Consider the following 13,428-nt stretch of genomic DNA (forward strand, 5'->3'; position numbering starts at 1 on the left):
TACTTAACCTCTTTTAAGATTATTAGCCATAGTCATCATTTCTTCAACTGTCTTCACGGTTTTACTATTTATTTCATAAGCTCTTTGTGCCGTTATCATTGAAATCATTTCTTCCACAACATCAACATTTGAAGATTCTAAAAATCCCTGATGAATTTCTCCGAAGCCATCTAATCCAGGAGTTCCAAAAATCGGAACACCACTGGCTTCTGTTTCTGCATAAAGATTATCTCCGAGTGCCATAAGACCAGCAGGATTTAAAAATCTTACTAATTGAATATTTCCAATCGGAATATTTGTTCCGTCTCTTTGCTGAAGTTCAATTACACCATCTCGCGAAACAGAAAATCCGACAGAGTTTTCATCAATTCTGATTTCAGGATCAAGTGAATAACCACTGCTTGTTACAATTATTCCTTCAGCATTTACCTTAAATGAACCATCGCGGGTGTAAACAAATGTTCCATCCGGTTTTCTAATCTGGAAAAATCCATCGCCCTGAATTGCGAGATCAAGAAGATTATTTGTTGGAACAAGATCACCTTGTAAAAATATTTTTTGTGTTGAAGATGGTTTAACACCATTACCAACCTGAATAACTTCTGTTCCTGTTGATTTTATTCCAGGTGCAGATGAGTTGATTGGATTAACCGCAACTTCCTGATACATTAAATCCTGAAATTCAGGTTTGTTCTTCTTGAATCCGGTTGTATTCATATTAGCAATGTTGTTTGAAATTACTTCGATGTTAATTTGCTGTGCATACATTCCGGAAGCTGCTGTTCTTAGTGCTCTTGTACTCATTTTTAACCTCTTAGATTTTTCCTATGTCTACTGATTTTTGTAATGACTCATCAAGACTAATAACCATTTTATAAGATGACTCATAATCTTTTGAAACACGAATCATATTTTCCATTTCCTGAATCGGATTAACATTTGATTCCTCGAGATAACCTTGTAAAATCTGATATTCATTTTCATCTGCAAACTCTTCAATATCATTTAACGAATCGAAGTTCAAACCTTCTTTGCGGTATTCATAGTTATCTTCATTCATTTTGACAACCAGTAAATTATCAACAGAATTTTCTCCAACCTTTATTTCACCGTTTCTTGTAATCGTTAAAAGATTATTTTCATCGAGTTGATATTCTGACAAATTTATTTCTCCATTTTTGCCGATAACTTTTCGTCCTTCTTTATCAACAAGAAATCCTTCCTGAGAGATCTGGAAGTTTCCGTTTCTGATATATTCATATCCCTTTTCAGTTTTAACTACAAACAAACCAACTCCAACAATTGCAACATCAAGCGGATTTTTAGTTTCGAATACTTCGCCTTGTCTTAAATCAACCGGACTTTTAATCTGTGGTCCACCTAATTGATTCAGAATCTGAACGAACAATCCTTCTCTTTTGTATCCGATTGTATTCATATTAGCGAGATTGTTTGCAATTCGTTCCAGGTTCTTATTCTGAGTTTCAAGACTTCTTGCAGCGTGATAAATTCCTTTGATCATTTTTCATCCCGTTATTTACTGAATGAATTAATTCTGTTTGCAAGAAGAATCTCTCCGGCAGAAAGCTTACTCTTCTGAGCTTCAGATAAAACCTGCTGTTCATTCAAATCATTATTTGTTTTAATCCGCCGGAGAAGTTTTCTTCTTTTCTTCACTCTGTTGGGTTCAACAGCAGCTATTATTTTCTCTTCTCTTAATAGTGATATGTTTCTTTTAAGCAGTAGTTGGTTTTGTCTTTTTGTTCTGTTGATATAATAAAATCCTAAGATTGATAAAGAAAAAACTACGAGTAACATCAAAGAAAAAATCAAATCAATATTCATTCTCTCACCTTTCTGATTAATGGAAATGAAAATACCAATGTGCTTCCTGTTGCTTCGTCGGAGTCAATCAGAAATTCGCCTTCATGTTTATCCATCAAAGATTTAAGAATATTTAGACCAACATCCTGTTCATTTATTTTGTTCAGGTCAACTGATTTTGTGAATAGCATTTTAACTACGATTCTTTGCTTTGAATAACGACTTTGAATTATTACTCCACCACCGGGCTCAGTTAAAGGATTTATAAGACTGAATCCATTGATGAAAATCTGATTGAGATAATTTTTATTGCTAAGAATTGATGGCATATTTTCTTCAAGGTCCAAAACACATTCACAATTTTCTGCATTTAATGCCGGTTCAATTAGTTTTCTGAATTCAACTATCACTTCATTAACTGAACAAGGAACAACTTTTTTTACTTTATCATCTGTTGTGATGAATTTGACCAATCTTTCAAGTATTGATTTGATATCATAAACTTTCTTCTTTATCAAATCAGTCATCTCTTCATCAATTTCAGGATATTCACGCTTCAACAAATCAGCATAGCTAAGTATAACCTGAATCGGAGATGATATTTCTTCAATGCTTCTGTAAGCGAGTTCACCAAGTGCAGCAAGTTTATAATCATTTTCAAGCTTTGATTGAACTGATTGCAATTCTGAATAAACACTGTTTAATTCGTTCTTGGTTAATTCGTACTGGATTTTAGAAAAAACGATATTCAGTAAAGTAGTAAGAACCTGAAGTTCATAGGAGTTCTTATCAAGTTCGGTAAATGAAGTTATTGTAGAAAGTACTCCCCTGAACTTTCCACTGTTGAAGATTGGAACAATAAGACAATTCAATCCGAACGAAAGAGAATTGTAATTTCCGTAAGGAATAATTTTATAACTGCCGGTCTCAGCTATCCAATCAATAACACCGGCGCTGAGATTTCTTCTGACGAAAGATGAAATATTTTCTTTGCAGTTTGTGTTAAGCGGAAAACAGTTTGATGTTTTTTCGTTGATAAGAAAAATTTCAGGTTCACTAAAGAATGTGAGAGTTTTAACTTCATTCTTAAAATCAGAAATTATATCCTGAAGGTTTGTGTGAGAATTAATTCTTTTTGTGAAATTCAAAATTCTGCCAAGTGATGATTCTTTTCCGTTTAAATCGGAAAAGTTATCATCATTCTTTTCAACAAACACAGTTCCGTTTTGTGAACTGCTTCGCTCAAGTTGTTTGAGCGAAAGAGTGAATGAGTGAAATTCCTGATTATTTTCTTTTATTACTCTCAATTTAAAAACCTTACAAATTCTAACTGCTCCCAGAAGAGATCTTTGTACTTGGCTGCAAATTTTTCAGCATCAAGTTCTTTTTCGAAATTGAATTTGCTTAAAGTATAATCATCAAGATGATTGTCTTTATCTATTTTCAGTTCACCGACTTTAAGTGATTGAGTCATATAATCTGAAACACTAACTATTGAAGCCATTGCCGGACTGATTTGTGCTTTGCCAGGATTATGATGATTCAAAACAGCATCACAAATTTCAGCTGGAAAATTCCATTTCTCTAAAAGAAAACTTCCGATTTCTTCGTGAGTCATTCCATTAACTTCAATTTCAGCATCTCTGAAAGTCATTTTCTGAGTTTCCATCAAATCAAATATCATTGCAAAGTTTGAATGCAGGTAACGATGAACTATCGAAATTCCGATATCGTGCAAAAAGCCGGCGATGAATGCTTCACCAGAATTTTGGAATCCCATATCCTTTGCAATCTTTTTACTTGCAGCTCCAACCATATATGAGTGAAGCATAAATTCTTTCTGATTCAGATATTTATCTGTTTTATTTTTAAGAGCATCAGAAATAGAGATAACTGATATAATACTTTTCAGCTCTTTGAATCCAAGAACAAGAATAGCAAAATCAATAGTTGCAACTTTTCTTTGCAAACCATACAAAGGCGAGTTAGCAACAGAAAGAATTTTTGTAACAAGTGCCTGGTCTTTGCTGATAATCTTGTTCAACTCGTTTGCTGTTGTATTTGGATTATCAAGTATTTTCATCAACTCAAAAACAACTTTGGGAATCACATTCAGATTAAGAATGTTGGAAATAATCTTTGTTGTTCTTTCGCGTTTTTGCTGCAAGGATAAATCAGTCATTATCATATTATACCTTTATAGATTAAGTGATTCTAAATTTACTTTGAATAATTCGTGATAACTCTCGATTAAACTTTCAAGATAACTTTCATCTCCAAGTTGAAGGATTTCAATCACTCCTAAATCGAGATCAATACTTTCATCCCAGTTGAAGTCACCGATTTGAAATCTCTGTGTCATATAATCTGCAAGGTGAACAACTGCTGCGAGCTTTTTTTCTTCTTCTGCAAGAGAGGGTTGATGATGATAAAGAATTGCTTCGCCAAGTGCTGAAGGAAGATTCCATTTTTCAATAAGATATTTTCCAATTTCCTGGTGAGATATTCCAAGAATCTTTTCTTCGGCATTTATAAATCTGATCTGCTGTTGCTCAACGAGATTATTAATTTTCTGAAAATCATCATTGAAATATTTCTGGATAACAGAAATTCCGAGATCGTGCAACAATCCTGCAGTAAAAGCTTCACCAGATTTTCTTATACCGAGATCATCTGCAATTCTTTTTGCTGCACTTGCAACCATAAGTGAATGAACCCAGTAAGCTCTTCGGTTCCATCTTCTGTCTTCTTTTGTGCGGAATGCTTCCATCATCGAAAATGCAATAACAATATTTTTTATCTGATCAAAGCCGAGTATTACTATTGCAAATTCAATTGTGGAAACACGACGAGGAAGTCCATATAAAGGTGAGTTGGCAACACTTAAAATTTTTGCAACCATTGCCTGATCTTTACTGATAATTTTTCCGAGATCGGCAGCACCTGTTCGCGGGTTATCAAGCAATTTAGAAATCTCAACCATTATGAAAGGAACAGGAGGAAGATTCCTGATTCCTGCGAGCATCTTTTTGCTCCACTCTCTTTTTGCATCAATATTATCAGTGAAATTATTCATTATACACTAAAAGTTTTGATTTCAGATTTTTAAGTATTCTCGAATGAATTTGTGATACTCTTGAAATTGTAATGTTCATAAGTTTTGCAATTTCCTGGTAATTCAGATTTTCATAGTAGTAAAGAGAAATAATTAGTCGGTCTCTTTCATTCAAACCTTTCAATGCTTTGAGAAGAATTTCTTTCATTTCATTTTTTTCAACTTCTTCAGATTGAGATAATTGTTCATTTGGAATTACCTCTGCAAGAGTATAACCATCTTCATCATCAATCTGATTGTTGATTGAAAGATTTGTATAATAATTATCTACTGTCTGATCACCTTCTTCAGTTTTAAATTTGCTTTGAAGCTTTCTAAGCTCATCAATAATTTTTCCACGAATTCTTTGAATTGCATAAGTCTCGAATTTTGTTCCATAGTCAGGATCAAATCTGTCAACTGCCTCGCTTAGTCCTTCGATTCCATACTGGAAAAAGTCGCGCTCATCAAGAACCTGATTTTTTGAAAGAGGAGTTTTACGAATGACATAATGAACAAGGTTTAAATATTTCATTATGATTTCTTTTTTGAGTGCCGGTGTTGGAGCCAGCTTATACTCTCTCCATAATTCAGAATTATTCATGAGCTTTGCTTCCTAAGATTGTGTGATCAGAATTTTCATTTGAATGTGATTCGGTTTTCTGAAGCAGTTTTACCAATACGATTGCTGTAACACTCAGAATAACCGTTGACGAAATAAAAACTATAAATGACTTTGTTATAACTTCTACAATTGGCATCTCTCTCTGACTGAAAAAGATGATTGAGAAGCAGAAAATCAGTAAACCGATATTTAAGATTATTTTATTCATATCATCACCGTTGTCTAAAAGACAAACAGCATGCCAAGCATCTTAAAAAAATTCTAAAGGATTATTGAGCTTTTTGAATTGTTTTTTGAGGTATTAGTAGAAGCACTTTTTGATGGCTGGTTAATATTAGTCAGATGAATATATTTATCAATTTTCTCAGCAGCCACCATAAATTCTGATATAAATTGATTATCAGAATTTGCGTCTTCCAGAAGAGTTTGCCCGGCAACTGAATGTCGTATTTCTTTACTTTCACAAATTGTTGCAAGAAGTTTTACTGAACTTTTCAAAAAGCTTTTTACAGCTTTAGATAATTTATTAAATCCTTCAGCTCCATCATTTTTATCAATACAACGATTTAGAACCAACTGGAATTCTGAAGGACTATCAAAATTCTCATACATTTTAATAACAGCATAAGCGTCCATTATGGAAGTAGCTTCAGGATAAGAAACAATTATCTTAATTCCCGAAATTCTAAGTGCATTTAAAGTTAATTCACTTAATCCGGCTCCAAGATCTAAAATTACTAAATCATAATTACCACTTATTGAATCAATATCTCTGATTAGTCGCTCCAAAGAAGATTTAAATGGAATATCTTTAATTGAGTATGAATTCAACCCATAAATGATGTGAAGATTTTCCGAGTACTCAGTAATTAACTTTTGTAATTCTTCATTATGATTGAAATAGCTATTCAATGACTTTGATGGAGTTTCATTCAATAAGAAGTGAATATTAGCGAGATTAATATCAAGATCAATAAGAAGAATTTTATTTTCTTGGTTTGCCAGAATATCAGAAAGCAAAATTGAGAAAATAGTTTTTCCCGTTCCACCTTTACCCGAAACAACAGCGCAGATATTCTTTTTATCTTTGCTCTGATTTGATTCAGATGACTGCAGTTCAATAATTCTTTTTAGCTGTCCGGTTATCATAAACTGCTATTTAAAATAAGACTTGCAATGTTTTCAGGATCGGCTGCAAGAATATCATCAGGAATAACCTGCCCATTTGTAACAAAAGAAACCGGAATTCCTGTTTTAGTTATGAGATTAATAATATTTCCGTGAACAGGAGCTTCATCTACTTTGCTGAATATGAATCCGCTATAGTTAAATGATTTGAATTTTGTTGCAACATCAACTAGTGTTCTGTATGAAGCAGATGAATTTAAAACAAGCAAGGTTTCATCAACTTTAATTGTTGAAAGAAAATCCTGGTTGAGTTTTAATTGTTCTGATTTATTCTGACTTCTTCCAACTGTATCAATGAAAACAATATCTTTCTTCGCAAACTTCTTTAGCAATGTGGGCATTTCTTCCGGCTTATAAGCGACAAGTAAATCAATGTGACTTACATCTGCAAAACTTTGCAACTGATCGATAGCTCCAAGTCGAAATGTATCAATAGATATCAGACCAACATCAAGTTTGTGAATTATTTTGGCAATGAGTGCGAGCTTTGCAATTGTTGTTGTTTTCCCAACTCCTGTTGGACCAACTAAAGCGACAACTTTGTTCTTTTTAGGTGTTACATCAAAATTTCTTGTGAGTATCAAAGAGCTGAGACAAGTCTTTACATAATTTTCAACATTATCCGGTTGAAGAAAATTTTTATATCGTTTCATTTGATCCATCACTGAAACGATAACAGATTTCTGAACTTCTTTATCAGCTAATTTGTGAAATACTGATTTAAGTTTTTTCTCAATTGTTTCCTTTGATTCTTTGACTTTTTCTTCAACTGCTTTTCCATAAGCTTCTTTTATTCTTGCTGAATTTTTTCTATAAACTGTGTCAGAAATTTTTGCCAGCTCTTCAAGAAAAGTTTTGTGTGCATCGCTTGTATGGTTTTTATTTTTTTCAGTTGGAAGCTCATCTATTCCGGCTGTTATTTCATAAAGTTTTACTGTCGGATTTTTCCGATCGTTAACAACTCTTGTACTGAGGATAACTGCCTCATAGCCAAGTTCGTCTTTCATTTGTCTGGTAGCTTCGCTTAGAGATTGTGCTGTAAATTTTTTAACCTGCATTGTTTATCTCCAGATTATCTATAAATTCTATTTCAACATTTGATGGAAGTTCTGTGTAGGATAAAACTACAAAATCAGGGAAAGATGAATTTATCAAACGATAGAAATAAGGACGAATTGTTGCAGAAGTAATTAATATCGGCTGATAGCCAAGTGAATTAAATTTCTCATAAAGATTTTCAAGTGCAACTTTTAATTCACCAAGCATCTGAGGTGTAAGTCCCAATGTTTGAGTTGCTTCTTTCTGATTTTGGAGTGAGCGAGTGATGTACTGTTCAAGTCCTTCGCCTATTGCTGCTGCGTGAATGACACCATTTGAATCTTTATAAAGATTTGCAATCGTATTTCCGAGTGAATGCCTTACATATTCAGTAAGCACATCAATATTTTTTGTAACCTTTGAATAGTCAATCAGTGATTCAATTATCTGAACCATATCTTTAATCGGAATGTATTCTTTAAGAAGATTCTGCAAAACTTTTTGAATTGTTCCGAGAGGTAATGTGTCGGGTTGTATTTCATCAACAACTGCAGGATAATCTTTTTTAAGTGCATCAAGTAATTGTTTAACCGCCTGCCGAGTTAAAATCTTTTCGAAATTCTTTTTTAATGTTTCCTGCAGATTAGTTGAAAGAACAGAGATTGCATCAACAACGGTATAACCAAGCATTTCAGCGCGATCTTTTTCTTCTCTTGTAATCCAGTAACTATCCAAACCAAATGCAGGATCCTTTGTTGGAATTCCCTGAAGCTGTTCAGAAATTCCACCAGGATTCATTGCAAGGTATCTGTCAGGAAAAATTTCATCTGATGAAACAATGTTGCCTTTAATTTTTATGATATACTGGTTTGGATTTAACTGCAAGTTGTCACGAACTCTTACAGGAGGAATCAGAACACCATATTCAAGAGCAATAAATTTTCTTGTAGCAGAAATTTTCTGAAAAAGATTTCCACCCTGATTTTCATCAACAAGTGAAATCAACCCATAACCAATTTCAATTTCAATCGGATCAACCTGCAGATATTGTTCAACTGTTTCTTCAGGAATTGGCGAAGTAACTTTCTCATCTGTAACTGATTCTTCAACTGTTAATGCTGTCTTCTTCTTCATATAAGAACTTACTGCAAGTGAAACTCCGAGAATTAGAAACGGAATAGTTGGCATTCCCGGTAAAAAAGCAAAGAGAAAAATTGTTGAAGCTACAATTGCGAGTACTCTGTAATTTGAAAATAACTGAGTTTTAAATTGTGAATCGAGAGAAATTCCTGAGGCACTTCTTGTTACGACAAATCCGGCAGCAGTTGAAATAAGCAATGCCGGTACTTGCGAGACGAGACCATCACCAATTGTTAAAATTGTGTATTGTTGCAGCGCATCAGTAATTGTTAATCCTCGCTGACCAATACCGATAATAAAACCACCAATTATGTTAATGAAATTGATAATCAATCCGGCAATTGCATCACCTTTAACAAACTTGCTGGCACCATCCATTGCACCATAAAATTCTGCTTCACGGGAAATTTTTTCTCTTCTTTCTCTTGCCTGATCTTCGGTGATTAGACCGGTATTCAAATCTGCATCAATTGCCATTTGTTTACCTGGCATTGCATCAAGAGTAAATCTGGCAGCTACTTCAGAAATTCTTCCTGAACCTTTTACAATTACTATGAATTGAATTATCACAAGTATAATGAACACAATGAACCCGACTACATAATCACCACGAACAACGAACGAACCGAATGTCTCAATTACTTTTCCTGCATATCCATCAATAAGAATTAATCTTGTTGAGCTGATATTTAATGCAAGTCTGAACAATGTTGAAACGAGTAACAGACCAGGAAACACTGAAATGTCAAGCGGCGAGTTAATGAATAATGAAACAACAAGTACCAATACTGAAAGAGTGATGCTTAATGCCAGGAAAAAGTCCAGTAAAGCTGCAGGCAAAGGAATAATCATTAATCCAAGAATAAGGATTAACCCAAATGCGAGCATTAAATCAGAATTTTTTCCGAACAGTTTCATCATTCAACTCAATACTTTTTATTCTTTTTAAGATTGTAAACATAAGCCAACACTTGTGCTACAGCTTTGAAAAGTGATGGTGGAATTTTATCTCCAACATCGCACATTTTGTATAAAGCTCTTGCAAGCTCTCTGTCTTCGTGCAGCGGAATATTATGTTCTGCTGCAACTTTTTTAATTCTCTGAGCAAGTAAATCAACACCTTTTGCTATTACTTCAGGCGCTGAGTCTTTTGTCATATCGTATTTCAATGCAACTGCGTAGTGAGTCGGGTTAGTTATAACAACATCAGCAGTTGGCAAATTAGCCATCATTCTTTGTTGTGCTGCCTGCATCTGCATCTTTCTGATTCTTCCTTTCACCGTCGGATCACCTTCAAGTTGCTTCATTTCTTCTTTCACTTCCTGTTTTGTCATCATCATATCTTTTTTGAATTTATATTTTTGATAAACGAAATCTATTGCAGCAATCACAGCATACAAGAGTGCAATCTTCCAGAGAAGTGAAAATGCATTATCAAGCATAAAGATTATCAATTCAGATGGATTAAGATTATCCAGATATGCTGAAGCTACAATCAAATCGCTGAGAATCAGATAAGTAAAGAAGGCAATTACAAAAAACTTCAACAAAGTTTTAAATACTTCTACTACAGACTTTGATGAAAATATTTTTTTAATTCCACTTGCCGGATTCAATTTTGAAAATTTCGGAGCTAATGCTTCAGTGCTAAGTTTGAAGCCGACTTGAGCAATATTCGATGCAAGAGAGACAATTACAATAGCTGTCATAATTGGTGCTAACACAGAAAAGAAAAACATATACCAATCAAAAGCCATATTTGGAAGCAGCGAAACTTTTTTTGGTAATGTGTCAAGTGAATTAAAAATATTTATTGTAAAGTTGCTCACTCTCTGACCAATGTATGATTGTAATAAAAAAATTGTAATCAAACCGGTAACAACAATTAAAAGTGAATTTACCTCAATACTTTTAGCAACCATTCCTTTTCTTCTTGCATCTTCGAGTTTTTTCCCCGACGGTTGCTCAGTTTTTTCTTGTCCTTCAAGCTCTGCCATTTATTAACTCATCGAAGTGATTAATACATAAAGCTGATTTTCATAATCGCGCAGTAAATTTTTTATCATATAGATAAATACGGGAGATATTAAACCAAGCATCAACAAGCCAAGTCCAACTTTCAATGGTTGAGTAACAAAGAAAACCTGCATATTAGGAATCATTCGTGAGATAATTCCTTCGGCGATATTTATCAGGAAGAATGAGACAATAATTGGTGTTGCAATTTTAACAGCAATTACAAAAACACCTCCAGCAAGCTTTATCATAGTCTGATAAAGTGGTTCAGGAAATGAGAACATTCCAATTCCAATGATGTTGAATGACTGCTGTAAAGCTCTTATCAGATAGTGATGTCCGTTGATTAGCAAGAAAATTAATATTGCGCTAAAGTAAAGCAACTCACCTATTATATTTGAGTTAATTTCTTCTGAGGGGTTAAATACTTCGGCAATGTTCAATCCGATTTCAAAGCCAATTAGAGTTCCGGCGTAACTTACACCAAAGAAAACAAATTGAAGCGCAAAACCAATTATCAATCCTGTGATTACTTCTTTAAATGAATAAACTAACAAAAGCCAACCGGTTGGAACATCTTTGATTGCAGAATGATCAGTTGAAAGAAAAATAATGTAACTGATAATCATAGAGATAAATAATTTTGTAACAACTGGAATGATTTTGTTACCAAAGAATGGCGCTGAAACAAAAGCAGAAGAGATTCTCAGAAAAATTAAAAACAATATTATAAATTCTCTTACGCTGAACATAGTTATCTGATGAATGTGTTAAACATCGTGAAGAATTTGATTGTAATAGCTATCATCCTGTCCATCATCCAGGGAAGCAGTAGAATTATTGCAAGTGCAGTAACAAGAATCTTCGGAATAAATGTAAGTGTCATTTCCTGTATTGATGTTGCTGCCTGAAAAATTGAAACAATGATTCCAATAATCAGTGCAACTCCTAGTATCGGAAGTAAAATATAAAATGAAGTAAAGAATGCTTCTTTAAGTATTTCGACTACAACTTCTTCTGTCATTGTGCAAAACTCCTTACTACAGAGCCGACGATTAAATTCCAACCATCGACAAGTATGAATAATAAAATTTTGAATGGAAGAGATATTAACATTGGTGGAAGCATCATCATTCCCATTGACATAAGGATAGATGAAATAATTAAATCAACCATTATGAATGGAATGAAAAGAAAAAATCCGATTATAAATCCGGTTCTTAATTCACTTAAGACAAAAGCAGGAACAACAATGTATGTTGGCAATTCATTCCTGTTGTTTGGTCTGCTCATATTTGCCATTGATACAAAAAGTTCAATGTCTTCGTCTCTTACATGCTTGAACATAAATTCTCTGATTGGTTCAATTCCTTTATTATAAGCTTCTTCTACACCGATTTTTTCATCGAGCAAAGGTTTGAGTGCATCCTGATTGACTTTATTCCAGGTTGGAGCCATTACAAAAAATGTTATGAACAATGCAACACCGGCAAGCAATTGTCCTGGTGGCATTTGTTGAGTTCCCAAAGCACTTTTTAGAAAATGGAAAACAATAATTATTCTTAGATATGATGTTGTCATTATAATGATTGAAGGAGCCAGAGCAAGTATTGTCATCAGAAGAAGAATCTGTAAAGTAACAGCCACATCTTTTCCATTCTGCGATGTTCCAACATCAACATTAATCTTTGGAATCGGAAAGCTTAAACTTTGAGTTTGCTGTGCTGATGCAGAAGCAGAAATTAGAAACACCGAAACAAACGCAATCAGGATTAATTTCGTTCTCATTGTCTTATCATCTTCTTAAATACTTCTAAAAAGTTTGGATTATTCTGAAAGTTTGAGTCATCTGCCAGATTCAATTCTTCGATGTTCATTTCTTTAAGGAGTGTTATACTCTGTTCACTTAAGCCAAGAATCAAAACTTTGTCATTTACTTTTACAACTGATAAATATTTTTTTGGCATAAGCATGAGTGTTGTGATTATTCTGAGATTTTCTGAACTGAGTTTACTTCCCTTGAACTGATATTTTTTTACAAACAATAAAACACCATAGAGCATCACAACTATCAGAAATAACGGAAAGACAAGTTTAAGAATTTCAAAAAAGGACATTATGAAATTCCTTTGAATTGTGCAGCATCGTCAGTAAGGTTTACTATTCTTATTCCGAAGTGTTTATCAATTACAACAACTTCGCCTTCAGCTATTTTTTTGTTATTCACATAAATATCAACCGGCTCACTTGCAAGTTTATCAAGCTCAATTACATAACCTCGCTCCAACTCGAGTATGTCTTTAATCTGCATCTGAGTTCTGCCAAGTTCAATGTAGACATTCAGCTGAAGGTCTTTTATAAAATTAATTTTCTCACCGGCTTCAAAGCCCTGAAATTGTGATTCTTCAAACTGAGGAAATTCAGCAGCTGCAGCAGTTTTGGTTGCACCAGCTTTAACTTTTTGGTTTTCTGTTTGTTTATTTAATTCATCAGCCATAATTAC

General features: G+C 33.7%; 17 protein-coding genes. All 17 read right to left on the reverse strand.

Annotated features, from left to right (window positions below):
- Positions 1 to 3: 3 nt before the first annotated feature.
- Genes flgG through fliN form a run of 17 tightly spaced genes read right to left on the reverse strand, consistent with a single transcriptional unit; the run spans position 4 to position 13,422 of the window.
- Entirely contained in the window at positions 4 to 804 is an 801-nt protein-coding gene (flgG, locus tag Q0X14_RS07205) for a flagellar basal-body rod protein FlgG (RefSeq protein WP_014561360.1), read from the reverse strand.
- Positions 805 to 814: 10 nt separating this feature from the next.
- Positions 815 to 1,522: a flagellar hook basal-body protein gene (locus Q0X14_RS07210; RefSeq protein ID WP_297844470.1), complete on the reverse strand. Its 708-nt coding sequence runs from the start codon at positions 1,520 to 1,522 to the stop codon at positions 815 to 817.
- A gap of 11 nt (positions 1,523 to 1,533) precedes the next feature.
- Positions 1,534 to 1,845 carry a hypothetical protein gene (locus Q0X14_RS07215; RefSeq protein WP_297844473.1) on the reverse strand — a complete coding sequence of 104 codons (312 nt, stop codon included), beginning with the start codon at positions 1,843 to 1,845 and terminating at the stop codon, positions 1,534 to 1,536.
- On the reverse strand, positions 1,842 to 3,131 hold the full coding sequence (locus Q0X14_RS07220) for a hypothetical protein (protein WP_297844475.1): 1,290 nt from the start codon (positions 3,129 to 3,131) through the stop codon (positions 1,842 to 1,844). Before Q0X14_RS07220 ends, Q0X14_RS07215 begins: the two co-directional genes overlap by 4 nt.
- A complete protein-coding gene (locus Q0X14_RS07225; protein ID WP_297844479.1) occupies positions 3,128 to 4,012 on the reverse strand; it encodes an HDOD domain-containing protein in 885 nt (294 codons plus the stop codon). The genes Q0X14_RS07220 and Q0X14_RS07225 overlap by 4 nt, the downstream gene beginning before the upstream one ends.
- 9 nt (positions 4,013 to 4,021) lie before the next feature.
- Positions 4,022 to 4,900 carry an HDOD domain-containing protein gene (locus tag Q0X14_RS07230; protein ID WP_297844482.1) on the reverse strand — a complete coding sequence of 293 codons (879 nt, stop codon included), beginning with the start codon at positions 4,898 to 4,900 and terminating at the stop codon, positions 4,022 to 4,024.
- Positions 4,893 to 5,522, reverse strand: coding sequence for a sigma-70 family RNA polymerase sigma factor (locus Q0X14_RS07235; RefSeq protein ID WP_297844485.1), 630 nt, complete (start codon positions 5,520 to 5,522; stop codon positions 4,893 to 4,895). The genes Q0X14_RS07230 and Q0X14_RS07235 overlap by 8 nt, the downstream gene beginning before the upstream one ends.
- Positions 5,515 to 5,751 carry a hypothetical protein gene (locus tag Q0X14_RS07240; RefSeq protein WP_297844488.1) on the reverse strand — a complete coding sequence of 79 codons (237 nt, stop codon included), beginning with the start codon at positions 5,749 to 5,751 and terminating at the stop codon, positions 5,515 to 5,517. The genes Q0X14_RS07235 and Q0X14_RS07240 overlap by 8 nt, the downstream gene beginning before the upstream one ends.
- A gap of 53 nt (positions 5,752 to 5,804) precedes the next feature.
- Positions 5,805 to 6,692 carry an AAA family ATPase gene (locus Q0X14_RS07245; protein WP_297844491.1) on the reverse strand — a complete coding sequence of 296 codons (888 nt, stop codon included), beginning with the start codon at positions 6,690 to 6,692 and terminating at the stop codon, positions 5,805 to 5,807.
- Complete coding sequence (flhF, locus tag Q0X14_RS07250) at positions 6,689 to 7,789, reverse strand: flagellar biosynthesis protein FlhF (protein WP_297844494.1); 1,101 nt, start codon at positions 7,787 to 7,789, stop codon at positions 6,689 to 6,691. Before flhF ends, Q0X14_RS07245 begins: the two co-directional genes overlap by 4 nt.
- Positions 7,779 to 9,830, reverse strand: a complete 2,052-nt coding sequence (flhA, locus tag Q0X14_RS07255) for a flagellar biosynthesis protein FlhA (protein WP_366522790.1) — start codon at positions 9,828 to 9,830, stop codon at positions 7,779 to 7,781. Before flhA ends, flhF begins: the two co-directional genes overlap by 11 nt.
- A 5-nt stretch (positions 9,831 to 9,835) precedes the next feature.
- Positions 9,836 to 10,906 (reverse strand): flagellar biosynthesis protein FlhB, encoded by a 1,071-nt coding sequence (flhB, locus tag Q0X14_RS07260; RefSeq protein WP_297844500.1) that lies wholly within the window; start codon positions 10,904 to 10,906, stop codon positions 9,836 to 9,838.
- A gap of 3 nt (positions 10,907 to 10,909) precedes the next feature.
- On the reverse strand, positions 10,910 to 11,677 hold the full coding sequence (fliR, locus tag Q0X14_RS07265; RefSeq protein WP_297844503.1) for a flagellar biosynthetic protein FliR: 768 nt from the start codon (positions 11,675 to 11,677) through the stop codon (positions 10,910 to 10,912).
- Between the two features lie 2 nt (positions 11,678 to 11,679).
- Entirely contained in the window at positions 11,680 to 11,949 is a 270-nt protein-coding gene (gene fliQ, locus Q0X14_RS07270; RefSeq protein ID WP_297844506.1) for a flagellar biosynthesis protein FliQ, read from the reverse strand.
- Positions 11,946 to 12,713, reverse strand: coding sequence for a flagellar type III secretion system pore protein FliP (gene fliP / locus Q0X14_RS07275; protein WP_297844509.1), 768 nt, complete (start codon positions 12,711 to 12,713; stop codon positions 11,946 to 11,948). The genes fliQ and fliP overlap by 4 nt, the downstream gene beginning before the upstream one ends.
- Entirely contained in the window at positions 12,710 to 13,042 is a 333-nt protein-coding gene (gene fliO / locus Q0X14_RS07280; protein WP_297844512.1) for a flagellar biosynthetic protein FliO, read from the reverse strand. The genes fliP and fliO overlap by 4 nt, the downstream gene beginning before the upstream one ends.
- Positions 13,042 to 13,422: a flagellar motor switch protein FliN gene (gene fliN / locus Q0X14_RS07285; protein WP_297844515.1), complete on the reverse strand. Its 381-nt coding sequence runs from the start codon at positions 13,420 to 13,422 to the stop codon at positions 13,042 to 13,044. Before fliN ends, fliO begins: the two co-directional genes overlap by 1 nt.
- Positions 13,423 to 13,428: the final 6 nt, after the last annotated feature.

Origin of the sequence: Ignavibacterium sp. (assembly GCF_025998815.1) — a bacterium.
Taxonomy (GTDB): Bacteria; Bacteroidota; Ignavibacteria; order Ignavibacteriales; family Ignavibacteriaceae; genus Ignavibacterium.

Coding starts and splice junctions, on each gene's coding strand:
- flhA (WP_366522790.1), bottom strand. CDS start 9,830: ATGATGAAACTGTTCGGAAAAAATTCTGATTTAATGCTCGCATTTGGG.
- Q0X14_RS07210 (WP_297844470.1), bottom strand. CDS start 1,522: ATGATCAAAGGAATTTATCACGCTGCAAGAAGTCTTGAAACTCAGAAT.
- fliN (WP_297844515.1), bottom strand. CDS start 13,422: ATGGCTGATGAATTAAATAAACAAACAGAAAACCAAAAAGTTAAAGCT.
- Q0X14_RS07215 (WP_297844473.1), bottom strand. CDS start 1,845: ATGAATATTGATTTGATTTTTTCTTTGATGTTACTCGTAGTTTTTTCT.
- fliP (WP_297844509.1), bottom strand. CDS start 12,713: ATGAGAACGAAATTAATCCTGATTGCGTTTGTTTCGGTGTTTCTAATT.
- flhB (WP_297844500.1), bottom strand. CDS start 10,906: ATGGCAGAGCTTGAAGGACAAGAAAAAACTGAGCAACCGTCGGGGAAA.
- Q0X14_RS07240 (WP_297844488.1), bottom strand. CDS start 5,751: ATGAATAAAATAATCTTAAATATCGGTTTACTGATTTTCTGCTTCTCA.
- flhF (WP_297844494.1), bottom strand. CDS start 7,789: ATGCAGGTTAAAAAATTTACAGCACAATCTCTAAGCGAAGCTACCAGA.
- fliO (WP_297844512.1), bottom strand. CDS start 13,042: ATGTCCTTTTTTGAAATTCTTAAACTTGTCTTTCCGTTATTTCTGATA.
- Q0X14_RS07225 (WP_297844479.1), bottom strand. CDS start 4,012: ATGATAATGACTGATTTATCCTTGCAGCAAAAACGCGAAAGAACAACA.
- Q0X14_RS07230 (WP_297844482.1), bottom strand. CDS start 4,900: ATGAATAATTTCACTGATAATATTGATGCAAAAAGAGAGTGGAGCAAA.
- Q0X14_RS07235 (WP_297844485.1), bottom strand. CDS start 5,522: ATGAATAATTCTGAATTATGGAGAGAGTATAAGCTGGCTCCAACACCG.
- fliQ (WP_297844506.1), bottom strand. CDS start 11,949: ATGACAGAAGAAGTTGTAGTCGAAATACTTAAAGAAGCATTCTTTACT.
- fliR (WP_297844503.1), bottom strand. CDS start 11,677: ATGTTCAGCGTAAGAGAATTTATAATATTGTTTTTAATTTTTCTGAGA.
- flgG (WP_014561360.1), bottom strand. CDS start 804: ATGAGTACAAGAGCACTAAGAACAGCAGCTTCCGGAATGTATGCACAG.
- Q0X14_RS07245 (WP_297844491.1), bottom strand. CDS start 6,692: ATGATAACCGGACAGCTAAAAAGAATTATTGAACTGCAGTCATCTGAA.